Below are 15,317 nucleotides of genomic sequence, written 5' to 3' on the forward strand. Positions count from 1 at the left end.
GAATAGGAAATCTGGAATCTGGAATTGAGGGACCCTATGCGCAACGCTATCGACTTCATGTACTACGTCGCCACTCCAGCATTCATTGCGCGCTGGAATGAAGCGAAAAAAGGTGAGCTGATTTGCCGTATGGAGAAAGCCATCGGCGGACTGCCGCACTACGATAGCTTTGAAACCATGCTCGCCAAGATGGACGAAGCCGAGGTTGAGAAAGTCTTCATCACCCAAACCAAAATGTGGTCCTACCGCAACAAGTGGATGTACATGGACACCCAGCTTGAAGAGGTAGCCCAGTACACCCAGCGCTACCCCGATCGTTTCGTCGGACTGGCCGGCTACAATCCGTTTCGCATCAAAGAATCGCTCGCCGAGATCGAGCGCGCGGTCAAAGAATACAAGTTCAAAGGCGTCTATGTGCATATCTACGGCTTCGACATCCCGATTCACGACGCCAAAATGTACCCGCTCTACGCCAAATGCGACGAACTGAAAGTCCCCGTGTCGCTGCAAGTCGGCCATGTGCTCGAGGCGATGCCGAGCGAGCATGCCCGGCCGATCTATCTCGATCGCATCTCTAGCGATTTTCCCGATCTCAAACTGGTCGGCGCCCACACCGGTTGGCCCTGGGTCGAGGAGCTGATTTCGGTTTGCTACAAATGGGACAATGTTTACTTCGGCGTTGATGCCTGGATGCCCAAATACATGAAGCCGGAAATCCTCCACTATATTAATAGCCGCATGGGCGCCGATCGCTGCCTGTGGGGCACCAACGGTCTGCCGTGGAAGGAAAGCTTGGATCAGTGGGACGAAATGGGCTTGAAGGAAAACGTCAAGCGCAAATTGTTGCGCGACAACGCGGTGGAGCTTTTTGGCTTGCACTAACGAAACATAAGGAGAGCGCCATGATGTGCCGATTTTTAGCTGCCGATTTCGAGCTCGATCTGAAGTGTCCGGTGGATCGAGAAACTCATCACGTTCGCTTCCAAGCCTACCCCCAGCTGCGCGGCCACGCTCTCGATGTCGTCGCCTGCGACGCGGCAACGAACATCGATCAGTTATGCTGCAGCAAGAACTGCCGAGCGCTGCTCGAAAGCGGCGAATACTGGCAGCGGACTTATCCGGAATCGGTGCAATACGCCGAGAATCGGTAGCTCTGGAGCGGGTGCAGCGATGTATCAAACTCTCAAATATCGCGAAGACGGCGCGGTGGCGACGATCCAGCTCGACCGGCCGGAGAAGAAAAACTCACTGAACGGCGCCATGCGTGAAGAGCTAAGCCATCTTCTCGACGAGCTGGCGAGCAAAGCGGTGATTCGCGCTGTGATTGTCACCGGCGGCGACGAGGTCTTTTGCGCCGGCGCCGACATCGGCGAGATGGGCGGGCCGGCCAACGCCGAAGCCTCCTATCATCATGCGCGGGAGTTTCAGATCCTTTTCGATAAAGTCGAATCGCTGCCACAGCCGGTGATTGCCGCGGTGTCCGGCTACGCGCTCGGCGGCGGCTGCGAGTTGGCGCTCGCCGCCGACTTTCGCTTGGCCTCAGAGAGCGCCAAATTGGGCTTGCCGGAAATTAAAATTGGCGCCTTTCCAGGCGGCGGCGGCACCCAGCGGCTGGCGCGCTTGGTCGGCATCGCCAAAGCCAAAGAGATGATCCTACTAGGCGATCCCATCGGCGCCCAAGAAGCACTTGCCGCCGGCTTGGTGATGCAAGTCGCCGCGAAAGAAAAATACTCTGACGAGGCACAAGCGCTAGCGCGCAAACTTGCTGAGCTGCCGCGCCTGGCGCTGCAAGCGTCGAAGATGCTGATCAACCGCAGCCAGAATATTGACTTGGCCACCGGACTGGAGTTCGAGGCACGCACCTTCGGCGCCATCGCGCACACCCATGACTTAGCCGAGGGGACTCGGGCTTTTCTAGAGAAGCGCAAAGCCAATTTTACCGGCACTTGAAAGCTTCGGCGGAGCAGCTATCGTCGACACAAATATCCATTGGAGGACGGCAGAAGCATGGCATACACCAGTTTCGTTTTTGAAAACAATGACGGCGTGGCGACGATCCGATTGAACGACCCTGACCATTTGAATGCTCTGACTTTTCAGGTTTACGGCGATCTAGAAAAAATCTTCGCGGAATTGGCTCATGATAGCTCGGTAAAAGTCGTTGTCCTCACCGGCACCGGCAAAGGTTTCTGTTCCGGCGGCCGGGTCGACGATATCATCGGACCGCTGCTCAAGATGAAAGGCGACGAGCTTTACAAGTTCACCCGCATGACCTGCAACGTGGTCAAGAATATGCGCAACTTGAGGAAACCGATCATCGCCGCCGTCAACGGCATCGCCGCCGGCGCCGGGGCCATGCTGATGCTCGCATCCGATCTGCGGCTTTTTTCCGACAAGGCGCGCGCCGCCTTCTTATTCGTCAAGGTCGGGCTGTCCGGCGCCGACATGGGCGCGCTCTATTTGCTGCCGCGCATCGTCGGCTTGGGAAAAGCGACGGAACTGGTTTATTTCGGCGACACTATCGACGCCCAAGAAGCGCACCGCGTCGGTTTAGCCAATCGCGTGGTGCCCGGTGAAACGCTTATGGAAGAAGCCTATAAGTGGGCAGCGCGTTTGAAGGACGGCCCTCTGTATGCGCTCGGCGTCACCAAAGAACTGCTCGAATACGAGGCCAACGTCAATTTGGAAACCGCATTGGAGATGGAAGCGGCGGCCCAAGCGCGCTGCATGGAGACCCCGGATTTCATCGAAGGCTACAACGCGTTTATCGAAAAGCGGCCGCTGCGGTTTAACCGTTCGTGATTTCGGTTATCTCGCGCAGAGGCGCGGAGGACGCAAAGTCGGACTGAAACATATTCACCACGAAGACGATTCTCGTGCCCCGGAGGCGATCATGAACAAAGACATCGACGTGAGAAATTTAGAAAAGCGCGATCTGCCGGCGATCGTCGACATGGAAGAACGACAGACCGGCGTCGCCCGGCCCCATTACTGGGAAAAGCGCATCGAAATGTCCGAGGCGATTCGCCCGCACTGGACTTCTCTGGTCGCCGAGATCGATAACCGCGTCGTCGGCTTTCTACTGGGCCGCACCGGCGAACTCGAATTTGGTCTTCCCGGCACCGTGGCTTGGATCGAAATGATCGGCGTCGACCCGGTCTTTCGCCGCCGCGGCGTCGCCCAGGAGCTGGTCGAAAAATTTACCGAATCCGCCGAGGATCACGGCATTCGCACGGTCTTCACCCTGATTACGGCCAATCAGGGCGAAATACAGCATTTCTTCAGCCGCCTCGGCTTTGTCCACGGCAAGATGCTGCACTATCAAAAGGAAATCGACGCCGACTAGTAGCCCTTTTCCAAGCACCAGTTGGCGATCTCGATGCGGCGCGCGAACCAGACATTGGTAAAGCCTTTGGCGTAGCGAATGAACTCGTCGATGATCTTGGTGCGAAACGGCACGCCGGAAACGAACGGGTGTAAATTGAAAGCAAAGAACTTTGGCGCGCCCTGCTCACCTTCCCAATAGAGATAGTCGAACTGGTCTTTCATTATCTGGAAAAGATCGCGCGGCGTGCGTCCGGCGCCATAGGTCGAATAGTCGTTGCAGCCGGGCACGTTGTACGGCACGACGACAACCTTGCGGCCGTTGGACTCGACCGTGTACGGATTATCTGAGTTCAACGGATCGGCCCACCAGACGAAGCCCGCCTCCGCCACCAACTCCAACGTATTCGGCGTCGAGGCGTGGCCCGGCGACAGATATCCGGTTGGCTTTTGTCCCAGAACTTTTTCGAAAGCAGCCACGGTCTTCTGAATCGACTCGCGCTCCTGTTCGCGCGTGTACATGAACGAATACTCATGCTCGTAGCTTTCTGAAGAAAACTCATGCCCCTGCGACTTGAACTTTTTACACTCGTCGGCGAACTGCTCGACTTTCAAGCCGTTCATCAAGAAGGTCACTTTCAAATTATGGCGCGCGAACATGTCCATGATGCGCCAGATACCGATGCGGTCGCCGTACTCTCGTTCGGTCACCGCCGCCATGTTTTTCTTGAACACCGCGTTGGCCGGTGGAATCGTGTGCGTGCCGTGGCGCTGCAGCGACTCGCGGGTGGCGAAATTCTCCGGCCAGACTTCCCAAGGAATGATAAACGTCACGCAGATCTTCGCCCTATCGGGCCATTCAATGATTCTCGGTCTTGGCATAGACGACTCCTCCCGGTCTTCGGTCTCGGATTATCCCCGCAAAAACGCAAAGCACGCAAAGCAAGAAACAGTAAAACCATCGTCGCCCGTATCCCGCCCGTGCTCATAAAAACCACCCAACGCCAATTTCGCGCTCCCGCTGTCCATTGCCGTTACTCTGCTCTAGGTTCCTCCTTAGCGACAACTGGTTTTAACTAGGAACAAAGAGCAAGGTCAGTGTCAGACGGTCATAGATCATTACGTCAAGAACAGCCCTACATGACGCGATGATGTCCCGTCGGATTCCTACAGATAAGAGTTTCATTGCCAACATTTACGAGTTTATAATTTTAGGGCCGCGGCTTTTTACGATTCGGATGGCCGCAAGTATTCTTTTCCCCCTGCTAGCGGGAGTTCTTGCTGCCTTTCTATCGAAGAATCTCTAAAGACCGCTTTTCCCGGGAACTCGTCGGAGACCTTGAGGCCCACCACTTTAATCAATCACCGGAGTTTGAAAATGTCGTTCCAGATTTTTAGATAACGGGGAAATTCTTGTAATCGGCCAGCGTGATCGCATAATTCTTCTCAGGCCGTACTTTGTCGGTCGGCTCCACCTTGGGATGAGCCGGGATGCGGCCGCCCAGAGCCATGGCCTTTGTCCTTCTTCACTGATGACCCAGCGATACCAGAGCCAGGCAGCTTTGGGATGGGGCGCATTCTTCGCCATCGCCACCGCGACGATGCTGCCAATTCCCTCGGTGAGCATAAAATTCACCGGCGCGCCCGTTTTCATTCTGGATAGTGGTGCGCGTAACAAGTCACACAGAGGGTGCCCTGGCCCGCGACCAGAAACTCTGCCAGCTCCGAGTGACCCTTGTGAAACTTTATGTTGTTGGCGGCGATTTGTTTAACAACGCAATCGCTTTCTCCTCGTTGCCGAATTTGTGTTTTAGCGCGACCAGCAACTCGACATCTCTGGGTTCGGCGATGAGCCGGTCTTTCCATCTGGGGTGGGTAAAATTCTCCAGCTGAGTCGGCTCTTCTTCTTTCTTGACCAATTTGGTGTTCCACGCCGGGACGATGAACTGCCACGGTGATTCCAATGATAGAGTACGGGTAGCTCGCGTGTATCCATCAGCAACCCCTCCTGTGCCAACGGCCCAAGGGGTAAAACCAACTATTTTTTCTTCGCTGCCGCCGATTTACGGATGATGCTCGCGCAGGTAGCCGCGTCTTTCTCTGACGCAAAACCAAAGACCGCGGAAAAGCGCCGGCCCACAACCTGCGCCACAACAAAATCCATGCTGATGCCCGCATCGGCGATGGCTTGCGAAGTTGCGTAGCCTATGCCTGCTCGATTGTCGCCCTCAACCAGCAAAGCGGGTATCGGCGAAGCACCGAAGCCAGCTTCCCTCGCCGCCGCGATCGATTTCTTACCCGTGACGGGATACAGCTCGATGGCGGCCTTTCCTTTATTGCCAGGGGATCGGTAAGCCATAACCACCTGTATATTAGTTCCCGCATGGGCCAACGGCGCCAGCGCGTTGGCGAGAATCCCGGGCTGGTCGTCCGCCACTTCTTTACGCCACAGAACAATCTTCCTAACGGTCACAGCCATAACCATTCCTCCTTTTAGTTTTGGATGAGTTTGTACTTTGCGGCAGTAAGCAACGTCAAGAAGACTGCTGAACGAAGCCCCTCACGAACGGCCGTTGTGAATCATTTCCAGATGCCAGCCGTACCGTTCACTCACATAGGTGCCGCCCGTGTCGGCGCTGAAGTCTGGCCGGGTTCTGGTTCATTTGTGGTCTACACATGTCACACCTTGCTATTTGTTGATCTTGGCAAACTCCTCGACGAACGACTTGGCTTTGAAAGCATCATTGATCTTCGGCTTGTCGCCTTTGTAGATGATGTTCAGCCACCCGCAGACCTGCGCTACTCGCGTATGAAATGATGTCGAAGATGTCGGAACGTTTGGCCGGATCGCCTCCGGTTAGAACAAAAATCGGATAAGGCGCGCCGAAACTCTTGATGTCGTAAACCAGTTTTTCCACATGGCGAAACGCCAACTCCCGCGCATCGCGCTGCGGCAGCGCATCGGCACGGCAGTGCAGGCACGCCAAGTCGCAAGCCCGAGTGGTCTCCCAAATCACGGTGAACGGGCGCTCCTCGAAATCCATTGAATCGTCAAAGGAGCATGATGCATGCCACGGATTTTGCGCCCTGAGCGCGCTTGCAGCCAGGGGAATTTCCCCAACTTAGGAAAACTACGCGCCCCGATTACTGCTTGTCGGAAATGAAGAAACCAGCTCAACGGGTGTCGGCTCGGGGTTTAAATTCCATCAAAGCTAAGATCGCAAACGCGCGCGTGACACAAGCGAAGAACCCGATATAGAGAGGCACCACCGCAACGAGAAAAAGAACATAGTCGTCTGAGCTATCCAGTCCCGGCAAGAAAGCAACTCGCAGCCGGTACTCAAAGTGATTTAGCAAGAAAAATAGCATCAAGCAGATCATACCCAGAAAAAAGAAAAGACCGGCGCGCCGCGCGGGTGTCGAGTCTGATCGCTTGCGCTGAACAAACGTGTAGAAGAGCGTGAACAAGCCAACCAGCGACGCGATCGGAATCGCTATCGGCGCCGTCGATTGGCCATAGGAATCGCTTGGCAGCGGAATCACTCGGAATAGTGTATCGGCGAGCGGAAAGAGCACCGTCACGCCGCCGAGCGCGCCCCACAGCGAACTCATGTAGCGGAGAAAATCACGGAGATCGTCGCTGGCCATGAATTCTGGATGACCTGTATTTTGTGCTCTTTTCGCCGTATCAGGATTATCTAAGAGCCGCTAGCCTGAACCCGATAGGCAGGCTCCAGGCCGAATGCCTCCCGTCTGTATCGCCGCCTCACGGTAGATCCACAAGATAACCTGACACGGTAAAATAGAAATTCGCCGAGCCCGTGGTTCTACTTCGCTCAACTCCCGCGAGACCGAAACCGATAGCGCCCCCGAGCGAGTAGAGGCGAATCGGCTGGCTGGCGCGATAGCGATCATCACCCCAGTCTCCCTGTGATGTCAGAACCAGAGAATGCAAAATCTCACCCAGCTTGAGATAGGCAACCACTCTTTGTCCGTCGGGTATCAACGCATCGACGGTCACATGTTCGATGACGACGCGCTGATTGGCGTTACCAACCCGCGGCAATACAGCTTCCCCGGCACCTTCCCCACGTCCGAGTGAAAAACGCACGTCAACTTGAAAAGGCTGGAACGCTGGGTTTTGAATCTCTCCTACCGGTATCGGTATCTTTGGCGTGTTGACGACTGTAACGTTCGGTTGGTTGACAACTTGCACATCGACCGGAGCAACGGGGATCTCAGCGGCATTGAGTTTGACCTCATACGGAAGAGTCAATGTCACGATGCTGGACACAGCGACAAAGAGCGCTTTGCAAATAAGCTTCATGGCGGCCTCCTCGGAAGTTATTGTTACATTGTTTACTCTGACCTACGCCTCACCTCCTTTTCTGGACGGAAACCTAGGGCTTCGTTTTTGGTGCGAAGCAAAAATAACGCCAGAGCCTTAGTCAATCTGCCGCGGCCAATGGCTACGGGTGAGCCTCCGGAAGTGAATCCGTTGATCGCTCTCGGCCAGCCACGTCGCGTCACGAACAAGCCGGCAAAAAATCGTGAATTTGTGTAACCGGAGACTTGAAGCACTTCGATTACCAAATCCCGCCGCGCACGAGCATCACCCCCAAAATCGTCACCGCCAGGGCGAGAATTAAATTGAGCCGCCCTAGGCGCACCGCCTCGCGCCGCAGCCGGGCAATTTCCGCTGCAGTGCGATCGGCTTCCCAAGCTGCGGTCGCGCGCGGACCGATGTGAAAATCATGAAAAGCACTCATCGCGAAGATCAGTGCCACGAAAGCCAGTTTGATCGCGAGCGTCGTGCCAAACGAGCTGCGCCAAAACTCAAGCGATTGAAAATCGCTCCAGGTCAAGCCGCGAAGAAAAAGATTCGCCGTGCCGGTCATCAGGAATATTCCAAAACAAAGCCAACTCACCCAGCGAAATCTGATCGCCGTCCAGCGGATCAACCGGAGCGCAACTGCGGAGAACTCGGGCCGGCGGATGGCTGGGATGAGAGCAATGACCATAAAGATCGTGCCGCCGAGCCAGACCACCGCAGCCATGATATGGAGCCAAACCGACAGGAGATAAAGCGCATGCATCGTCGGGTTTAATCCTTTGGCAATTCACATACCGCCACGTTCAACAAGCAATTGCGAAGGCACGCGATATAGTTTTCGCATTTGCGCTAATCTGACGCTCGCTTCTTCTCGAAATTCGGAAACCTTTGGCATGCAACGGTACTCTCCCTCCGCGAAAGCCACTGACTTCATTTTCTGGCCTTCGTTTTGCTCGAATTCCTTCGCAAATATTTTGTCCACACGAGGAGGCTCTCGATGAATCATTTCTCTATGAGTGTGTCCTTAGCGGTCGCGTTGGGCATCGGCGCATATCTCAGCAGTAGTGCCGACCAACCCAATAAGGCTCTCGCGGCATCGCCTGCTGGCGCCATTTCCGGCCGCGTCGTCTTCACTGGCGATGCACCGGCAGCAAAAAAAATCAAAGTTACCAAAGACGGCGAGAAATGCGGCGCTGAAGTCACCAGCGAAGAGCTCGTTGTCGGTCCGGATAAAGGCGTCGAGTTCGCCGTGGTTAGCGTTGCCGGTTTCAAAGGCACACCGCCCAAGCCGACAAATCCATCGACCATCGATCAAAAAGGCTGCGTCTTTCGCCCGCATGTGGCTATCGTCGGCGTCGGCGCGCCGCTCGATATTTTGAACAACGACGGTATTTTGCACAATTTTCACACCCACGGCACGGAAAACACACCGATGAACCGGGCGCAGCCGGCGTTCCGAAAAAAGATGACCGAGACCTTCGCCCAAGCTGAGACCGTCAAAGTGAGCTGCGACGCCCACCCGTGGATGTCAGCCTGGGTGGTGGTCACCGACCATCCCTACATCGATGCCACCGACAATGGCGGCAACTTCAAAATCGCCGACGTGCCGCCGGGCAATCATACAGTTGAAGTTTGGCATGAAACCCTAGGCAAGATGACCAAGACTGTGACGGTCAAGGCGGGAGAAGAAGCGAAGGTAACTTTTGAATTGAGCAAGAAGTAGCGACTCTACTTGAGTGCCGCATTTCGACGCCGAGCGTGCAGAAACCCTGCGCGGCTCGGCGTTTTTTGTTGGTCTGCATCACGAACAAATCACTCGCGAAACCTGGAAACCGGCAGGCCGATTTTCTTATTTTTAACAAATTTCCGTTCGCCAGCAGACGTTTGCACCGAGAAAACCCAGTTCCAACCTGGCACAACGATTGCGGCTCCAAGGGAGTCAACGGACTGAAATCATCCACTGACTCTAAGAATGAAACTGGGCAAGGAAAGTCGCTATGCGATCGACGGACTGCTGGTGTTAGCCAAGAAGCGATCGGGAACCATCATGCAACTGCAAGATATCGCCGATGCAGCCGGCGCACTAGCCAACTTCCTGGCCAAGACTTTTCAGAAACTCAACCGGGCTAACATCGTAACCTCCTCCCGCGGCGCCGTGCGCGGCTACGCCCTGGCCCGACAACCTAACGCGCTCAAAGTGAAAGATATTTTCGTCGCCGTCGAAGGCACGGATATCTTCGACCGTTGTTTGTTTTGGAGCGACCGCTGCGCCGATGAGTCGCCCTGCCCCATGCACTTCAGGTGCAAACCGGCGCGGCGAACCATCGCAGGATTGATGCAGCGAATGACTTTAGCCGACTTGGCGGCCGACAACCGGCGCCGATGACAGATCACTGTCGATCTGAGGAAGAGAGTTCACAATGAAGTTGTTTCTTTCGTTGGCCCTTGCGGTCGTACTCATCATCGGCGGCCTCACGCTGGTCAAATCTGCGGATGTGAAGTCTCCGCCGGTGACACCGCAGCTGCTCGCCCAGGGTAAACAGATCTACGCCCAGCAATGCGCCGCCTGTCACGGCGACACGGGCCGCGGGGATGGCGAGGCGGCCTACCTGCTCTACCCCAAGCCGCGCGACTTAGTTGCCGCCAAGTATCGCCTGGTTTCTACGTGGGACCGCGTGCCCACCGATCAGGACCTATTCGACACGATCACGCGCGGCATGCCGGGGTCCTCCATGCCCTCTTGGGCACATTTCACCATGGAGCAGCGTTGGGCGCTGGTTCACTATATCAAGACGCTGGCCGCCAAACCTCTTGTGGTTCGACCGGCTAAAGCTCCCAACGCCGAGGGGAGCGGCGGCGAAGGGATTATCCAACCACCGCCAGCTCCGCCCTACGACGCGGCGGGGCGGGCGCGCGCGCTGGAAATGTACAAAGAGGCTTGCGCGTCCTGCCACGGCGCCAATGGCCGAGGCGATGGCACCGAGAAGCAAATAGACGAAGAAGGCTATCCAACCAGACCGCGTGATTTGACTGCCGGAATTTTCAAAGGCAGCCACGATCCGGTCTCGCTCTATCGCCATATCATAGCCGGCATTCCGGGCAGCCCGATGCCGATGAGCGATTGGGCCTGGGGCAATGATGCGTGGCACCTGGTCCACTACGTGCGCTCGCTCTCCAGTGAAACGCAGCGCGAACGCGTCGAGATGAAAAAGTTCACCATCAACGCGGTTCGCGTACAAGCGCTTCCCGATCATCCCGAGTCCGGCATCTGGCGCAGCGCGCCGCCGGTCAATTTGCACTTGATGCCGCTGTGGTGGCGCAGTGAGCGGCCCGAAGAAGTCACGGTGCGGGCGATTCACGATGGCAAGGAAGTGGCGATTCTAATGGTTTGGCAGGACGATACCGACGACACCACGGCGCTAAAACCGCAAGAGTTTCGCGACGCCGCCGCAATCCAGTTTTCGCTGACCGCCAATCCACCCTTCTTCGCCATGGGCGAGAAAACCGAGGCGGTCAACATCTGGATGTGGAAATCGGAGCGGCAAGCGGATTTAGATGTGGCATTTCAGGAGATCGAAAAGGCCTACCCGAACGTCGGCATCGACTCTTATCCGAACCTGATGCGCTCCGCCGTGGAGCAGCCGTTTCGCCACGCGCTGACTCTGCAATCCGATCCGACCTACGTCACCGGCTGGGGCGCGGGCAATATCGTTTCCGATCCGCAGCGAAAAACTCCGGCGGAAGATCTCACCTCGCGCGGCTTCGGCACGCTGCAAGCGCGACCTAAGATCGATCAAAAAGTCGACGCCCGCGGCATTTACGGTTCGGGCTCCTACCGTGTGATGTTTCGCCGCTCGCTGGGACGCACCGGACAAGGCGCCGTCAATTTGGTACCCGGAGCGACCGTGCCGGTCGGCTTCGCCGTCTGGAACGGCAGCGCCGGCGATCGGGATGGGAAGAAGTCGGTGACGATTTGGCAAGACTTAAGAATCAGGCCGTGAGGACTCAGGAGTAAGGAGTGAGGGGGGTTTCGGAATCGGATAGCGGTGAATGAAGGGGTAATCTTTATGAGCAATAGGATTGTACGAGACGAAGTGACAAGAAGCTCCGTTGGCCGATCTCCTGACTCCTCACTCCTGACTCCTTGCTCTCCCGGCGGCGTATCCCGCCGCGACTTCTTGAAGTTCCTCGGCATTGGCACCGGCAGCGCCGCCCTAGCGACGGGCTTGCCGTTGAATCTCCTAGCCGCCGCCAACCCCAACGACAATCCGCTCGCCGGCGCGGTCGATCGCAACTGGGAAAAAATCTATCGCGATCAATATAAGTACGACCGCATGTTCGATTGGGTTTGCTCGCCTAACGATACTCATGCCTGCCGGGTGCGCGCCTATGTGCGCAACGGCATCGTCACACGCCTGGGCAGCACCTACGATTATCAAAAGTACGCTGACCTCTACGGTGATAAAGCGACAGCAAATTGGAATCCGCGCCAGTGCGCCAAAGGCTACACGTTTCACCGCGTCATCTACGGTCCTTATCGTTTGCGCCATCCGATCGTGCGCAAAGGGTGGAAGGCTTGGGCCGACGCCGGCTTCCCGGAGCTCACTCCGGAAAACAAGAAGCGCTACATGTTCGATAGCCGCGGCCAAGACGAATTCGTGCAGATCTCTTGGCCCGACGCCTTCGACTCCATCGCCAAAGCGTTGGTCGCCATCGCCGCACGCTACAGCGGTGAAGCAGGCAAGAAACTCTTGCTCGCTCAAGGCTACCAGCCCGAGATGGTCGAAGAGATGGGCGGCGCCGGCACGCGCACGGTGAAAATGCGCGGTGGCATGGGACTCTTGGGCGTCATCGGCAAGTACGGTATGTATCGGCTGAATAATTCTCTCGCGCTGCTCGATGCCAAAGTGCGCGGCGTCGGACCCGACAAAGCGCGCGCCGGGCGCAACTGGTCGAATTATACTTGGCACGGTGATCAAGCGCCGGGCCATCCCTGGGTGCACGGCTTGCAAACTTCCGAGTGCGACTTCAACGATCTGCGCTTCTCCAAGCTGATTATCATGGACGGGAAAAATCTCGTCGAGAATAAGCTCACCGACTCGCACTGGTTCATCGAATGTATGGAGCGCGGCGCCAAGATCGTCGTCATCGCGCCCGAGTACGGGCCGCCGTCGACCAAGGCCGATTATTGGATTCCGATCCGGCCGCAGACCGACGCCGCGCTCTGGCTCGGCATCACCAAGATCATGATTGAGAAGAAGTGGTACGACGAGAACTTCGTCAAGCGCTTCACCGATTTCCCGCTGCTGGTGCGGACCGATAATCTGCGCCGGCTGCGCGCCCACGAAGTATTTCCTAATTACAAATCGGCACTGTCCGCTGACGGGCCATCAATAAGGGTACAGGGGCTGACGGCGCAGCAGCATCAGCAGCTCGGCGATTTTGTCATCTGGGACAGCAAGAAGAATGCGCCGGCAGCGATCACCCGCGACGACGTCGGCGAAACTCTCGCAAAGAAAGGCTTGGATCCACGGCTGGAGGGAACTTTCAAGGTCAAACTCGCCGACGGCAAAGAGATCGAAGTCGCTACTCTCTGGACGCTCTACCAGACCCATTTAAAAGACTACGACCTCGACAGCGTCGCCGACATCACCCACGCGCCCAAGGCGATGATTCAACAGTTGGCAGAGGACATCGCGACCATGAAGCCGGTGGCGATCCATCAAGGCGAGGGGATCAATCACTGGTTCCACGCCACCGAGATGAATCGCGCCGCCTACCTGCCGCTGATGCTTACCGGCAACGTCGGCAAGCCGGGCGCCGGCGGCCACACCTGGGCCGGCAACTACAAAGCCGCGCTGTTTCAAGGCTCGGCTTGGGCTGGCCCAGGCTTTAAAGGCTGGGTGGCGGAGGATCCGTTCAAGATCAATTTGAATCCCAACGCCAACGGCAAAGATATTGCGGCCACCGCCTACACTAAAGACGAAGAGCCGGCCTACTGGAACCACGGCGATCTCGCTTTGGTTGTCGACACGCCGAAATTTGGCCGCAAGAATTTTACCGGCAAGAGCCACATGCCGACGCCGACCAAGGCGATGATCTTTACCAACGTCAACTTGATCAACAACGCCAAGTGGGCCTACGGCATGATCAAGAACGTCGACCCCAACGTCGAGATGATCGTCTCGGTCGATATTCAGATGACCGCGTCGATTGAATACTCGGACATCGCCCTGCCGGCAAACTCGTGGTTGGAATCCGAAGGCTTGGAAATCACCGCGAGCTGCTCCAACCCGTTCCTGCAAATCTGGAAAGGCGGCATCCCGCCGGTGTTCGATACCAAAGACGACGCCGACGTGCTCGCCGGCATCGCCAATGCGCTCGCCAAAGTCACCGGCGACAAGCGTTTCAGCGACTACTTCGCCTTCGCCGCACCCGATAAACGGAACGTCTACATCCAGCGTTTGCTCGACGGCTGCACGACAACCTCCGGATACAAACTAAATGACATCATGGCCGGTAAGTATGGTCCTCCGGGCGGCTGCCTGCTCAATTTCAGAACTTATCCGCGCATCCCGTTCTACGAACAGGTGCACGACAGCGAGCCCTTCTACACCGACACCGGCCGCATGCATGCCTACGCCGACGTTCCCGAAGCGATCGAGTACGGCGAGAACTTCGTCGTTCACCGCGAAGGTCCGGAAGCGACGCCCTATTTGCCCAACGTGATCGTCAGCTCGAATCCATTGATCAGGCCAGAAGACTACGGCATACCAGCCAACGCCGAGCACTGGGACCAGCGCACCATCCGCAACATCAAAATGCCCTGGAGTAAGGTCAAGGAAACGAAAAATTTCCTCTGGGAGAAGGGCTTTCAGTTTTTCTGCCTGACTCCCAAGACGCGCCATCGCGTCCACAGCGGCTGGTCCAACGTCGACTGGCATATGCTGATGGACTCCAACTTTGGCGATCCCTATCGCATCGACAAGCGCGCCCCCTGCGTCGGCGAGCATCAGTTGCATATGAATCCACAGGCGGCGCGCGATCTCGGCATCAATGACGGCGACTATGTCTATGTCGACGCCAACCCCGCCGACAGGCCCTATTTGGGCGCCAAACCGGACGACCCATTCTACCGCGTCTCGCGCTGCATGCTGCGCGTCACCTACAACCGCGCCTACCCGTACAACATCGTGATGATGAAGCATGCGCCTTTCATCGCCACGGAGAAGAGCGTCAAAGCCCACGAGACTAGGCCTGATGGCCGCGCGTTGTCGGAGAACACCGGCTATCAGGCCAACCTGCGCTACGGCTCGCAGCAGTCGGTGACGCGCAACTGGCATATGCCGATGCACCAGACCGATACCTTGTTCCACAAGGCCAAGGTGTCGATGAGCTTTATCTTCGGCGGCGAAGCCGACAACCACGCCGTCAACACCGTCCCGAAAGAGACGCTGGTGCGCGTGACCAAAGCCGAAGATGGCGGCCTGGGTGGCAAAGGCATCTGGAAGCCGGCGACCACCGGCCATTCGCCGGATAATGAGAATGAGATGATGAAGCGGTATTTGGCGGGCGATCTAACCAAGGTGAAGCCATGAAAACCCGTTCAACGGTTCAAATGCTCAAGGTTCAACGTTGAACTCCGGTTGCGAGACCTTGA

Annotated in this window: 16 protein-coding genes; 9 read left to right on the forward strand and 7 right to left on the reverse strand. The window is 56.7% G+C overall.

Features of this window, described 5'->3' with window-relative positions; translation table 11 throughout:
* Positions 1 to 36: 36 nt before the first annotated feature.
* The 5 genes from FJ145_19675 to FJ145_19695 all read left to right on the forward strand — a co-directional run bounded on the left by FJ145_19675 (position 37) and on the right by FJ145_19695 (position 3,346).
* Positions 37 to 882, forward strand: a complete 846-nt coding sequence (locus FJ145_19675) for an amidohydrolase (GenBank protein MBM4263633.1) — start codon at positions 37 to 39, stop codon at positions 880 to 882.
* 20 nt (positions 883 to 902) lie between these two features.
* On the forward strand, positions 903 to 1,151 hold the full coding sequence (locus tag FJ145_19680) for a hypothetical protein (protein MBM4263634.1): 249 nt from the start codon (positions 903 to 905) through the stop codon (positions 1,149 to 1,151).
* A 19-nt stretch (positions 1,152 to 1,170) separates the two neighbouring features.
* Positions 1,171 to 1,950, forward strand: coding sequence for an enoyl-CoA hydratase/isomerase family protein (locus FJ145_19685; protein ID MBM4263635.1), 780 nt, complete (start codon positions 1,171 to 1,173; stop codon positions 1,948 to 1,950).
* A gap of 57 nt (positions 1,951 to 2,007) precedes the next feature.
* On the forward strand, positions 2,008 to 2,802 hold the full coding sequence (locus FJ145_19690; GenBank protein ID MBM4263636.1) for an enoyl-CoA hydratase family protein: 795 nt from the start codon (positions 2,008 to 2,010) through the stop codon (positions 2,800 to 2,802).
* 91 nt (positions 2,803 to 2,893) lie between these two features.
* Complete coding sequence (locus FJ145_19695; GenBank protein MBM4263637.1) at positions 2,894 to 3,346, forward strand: GNAT family N-acetyltransferase; 453 nt, start codon at positions 2,894 to 2,896, stop codon at positions 3,344 to 3,346.
* Here FJ145_19695 and FJ145_19700 read toward each other — a convergent pair.
* The 7 genes from FJ145_19700 to FJ145_19730 form a co-directional block, all read right to left on the reverse strand.
* Complete coding sequence (locus FJ145_19700; GenBank protein MBM4263638.1) at positions 3,343 to 4,206, reverse strand: hypothetical protein; 864 nt, start codon at positions 4,204 to 4,206, stop codon at positions 3,343 to 3,345. The two genes, FJ145_19695 and FJ145_19700, sit on opposite strands and share 4 nt — an antisense overlap.
* A gap of 863 nt (positions 4,207 to 5,069) precedes the next feature.
* Positions 5,070 to 5,288, reverse strand: coding sequence for a hypothetical protein (locus tag FJ145_19705; GenBank protein MBM4263639.1), 219 nt, complete (start codon positions 5,286 to 5,288; stop codon positions 5,070 to 5,072).
* A gap of 74 nt (positions 5,289 to 5,362) precedes the next feature.
* Positions 5,363 to 5,803, reverse strand: coding sequence for a hypothetical protein (locus FJ145_19710; GenBank protein MBM4263640.1), 441 nt, complete (start codon positions 5,801 to 5,803; stop codon positions 5,363 to 5,365).
* A gap of 262 nt (positions 5,804 to 6,065) precedes the next feature.
* On the reverse strand, positions 6,066 to 6,368 hold the full coding sequence (locus FJ145_19715) for a hypothetical protein (protein ID MBM4263641.1): 303 nt from the start codon (positions 6,366 to 6,368) through the stop codon (positions 6,066 to 6,068).
* A 130-nt stretch (positions 6,369 to 6,498) separates the two neighbouring features.
* The gene (locus tag FJ145_19720) at positions 6,499 to 6,972 is read right to left on the reverse strand and encodes a hypothetical protein (protein ID MBM4263642.1); all 474 of its coding nucleotides are present in this window, start codon (positions 6,970 to 6,972) and stop codon (positions 6,499 to 6,501) included.
* 118 nt (positions 6,973 to 7,090) lie between these two features.
* Positions 7,091 to 7,651, reverse strand: coding sequence for a hypothetical protein (locus tag FJ145_19725; protein ID MBM4263643.1), 561 nt, complete (start codon positions 7,649 to 7,651; stop codon positions 7,091 to 7,093).
* Between the two features lie 259 nt (positions 7,652 to 7,910).
* Positions 7,911 to 8,420 (reverse strand): DUF4149 domain-containing protein, encoded by a 510-nt coding sequence (locus FJ145_19730; GenBank protein ID MBM4263644.1) that lies wholly within the window; start codon positions 8,418 to 8,420, stop codon positions 7,911 to 7,913.
* Between the two features lie 234 nt (positions 8,421 to 8,654).
* Here FJ145_19730 and FJ145_19735 point away from each other — a divergent pair, with 234 nt between their 5' ends.
* From FJ145_19735 to FJ145_19750, 4 genes are all read left to right on the forward strand, one after another.
* Entirely contained in the window at positions 8,655 to 9,380 is a 726-nt protein-coding gene (locus tag FJ145_19735) for a PEGA domain-containing protein (protein MBM4263645.1), read from the forward strand.
* A 249-nt stretch (positions 9,381 to 9,629) separates the two neighbouring features.
* Positions 9,630 to 10,043, forward strand: coding sequence for an Rrf2 family transcriptional regulator (locus FJ145_19740; GenBank protein MBM4263646.1), 414 nt, complete (start codon positions 9,630 to 9,632; stop codon positions 10,041 to 10,043).
* 34 nt (positions 10,044 to 10,077) lie between these two features.
* Positions 10,078 to 11,658, forward strand: a complete 1,581-nt coding sequence (locus tag FJ145_19745) for a c-type cytochrome (protein ID MBM4263647.1) — start codon at positions 10,078 to 10,080, stop codon at positions 11,656 to 11,658.
* A gap of 66 nt (positions 11,659 to 11,724) precedes the next feature.
* A complete protein-coding gene (locus tag FJ145_19750) occupies positions 11,725 to 15,255 on the forward strand; it encodes a twin-arginine translocation signal domain-containing protein (GenBank protein ID MBM4263648.1) in 3,531 nt (1,176 codons plus the stop codon).
* Positions 15,256 to 15,317: the final 62 nt, after the last annotated feature.

Source organism: Deltaproteobacteria bacterium (assembly GCA_016874755.1).
Taxonomy (GTDB): Bacteria; Desulfobacterota; Binatia; order UBA9968; family UBA9968; genus DP-20.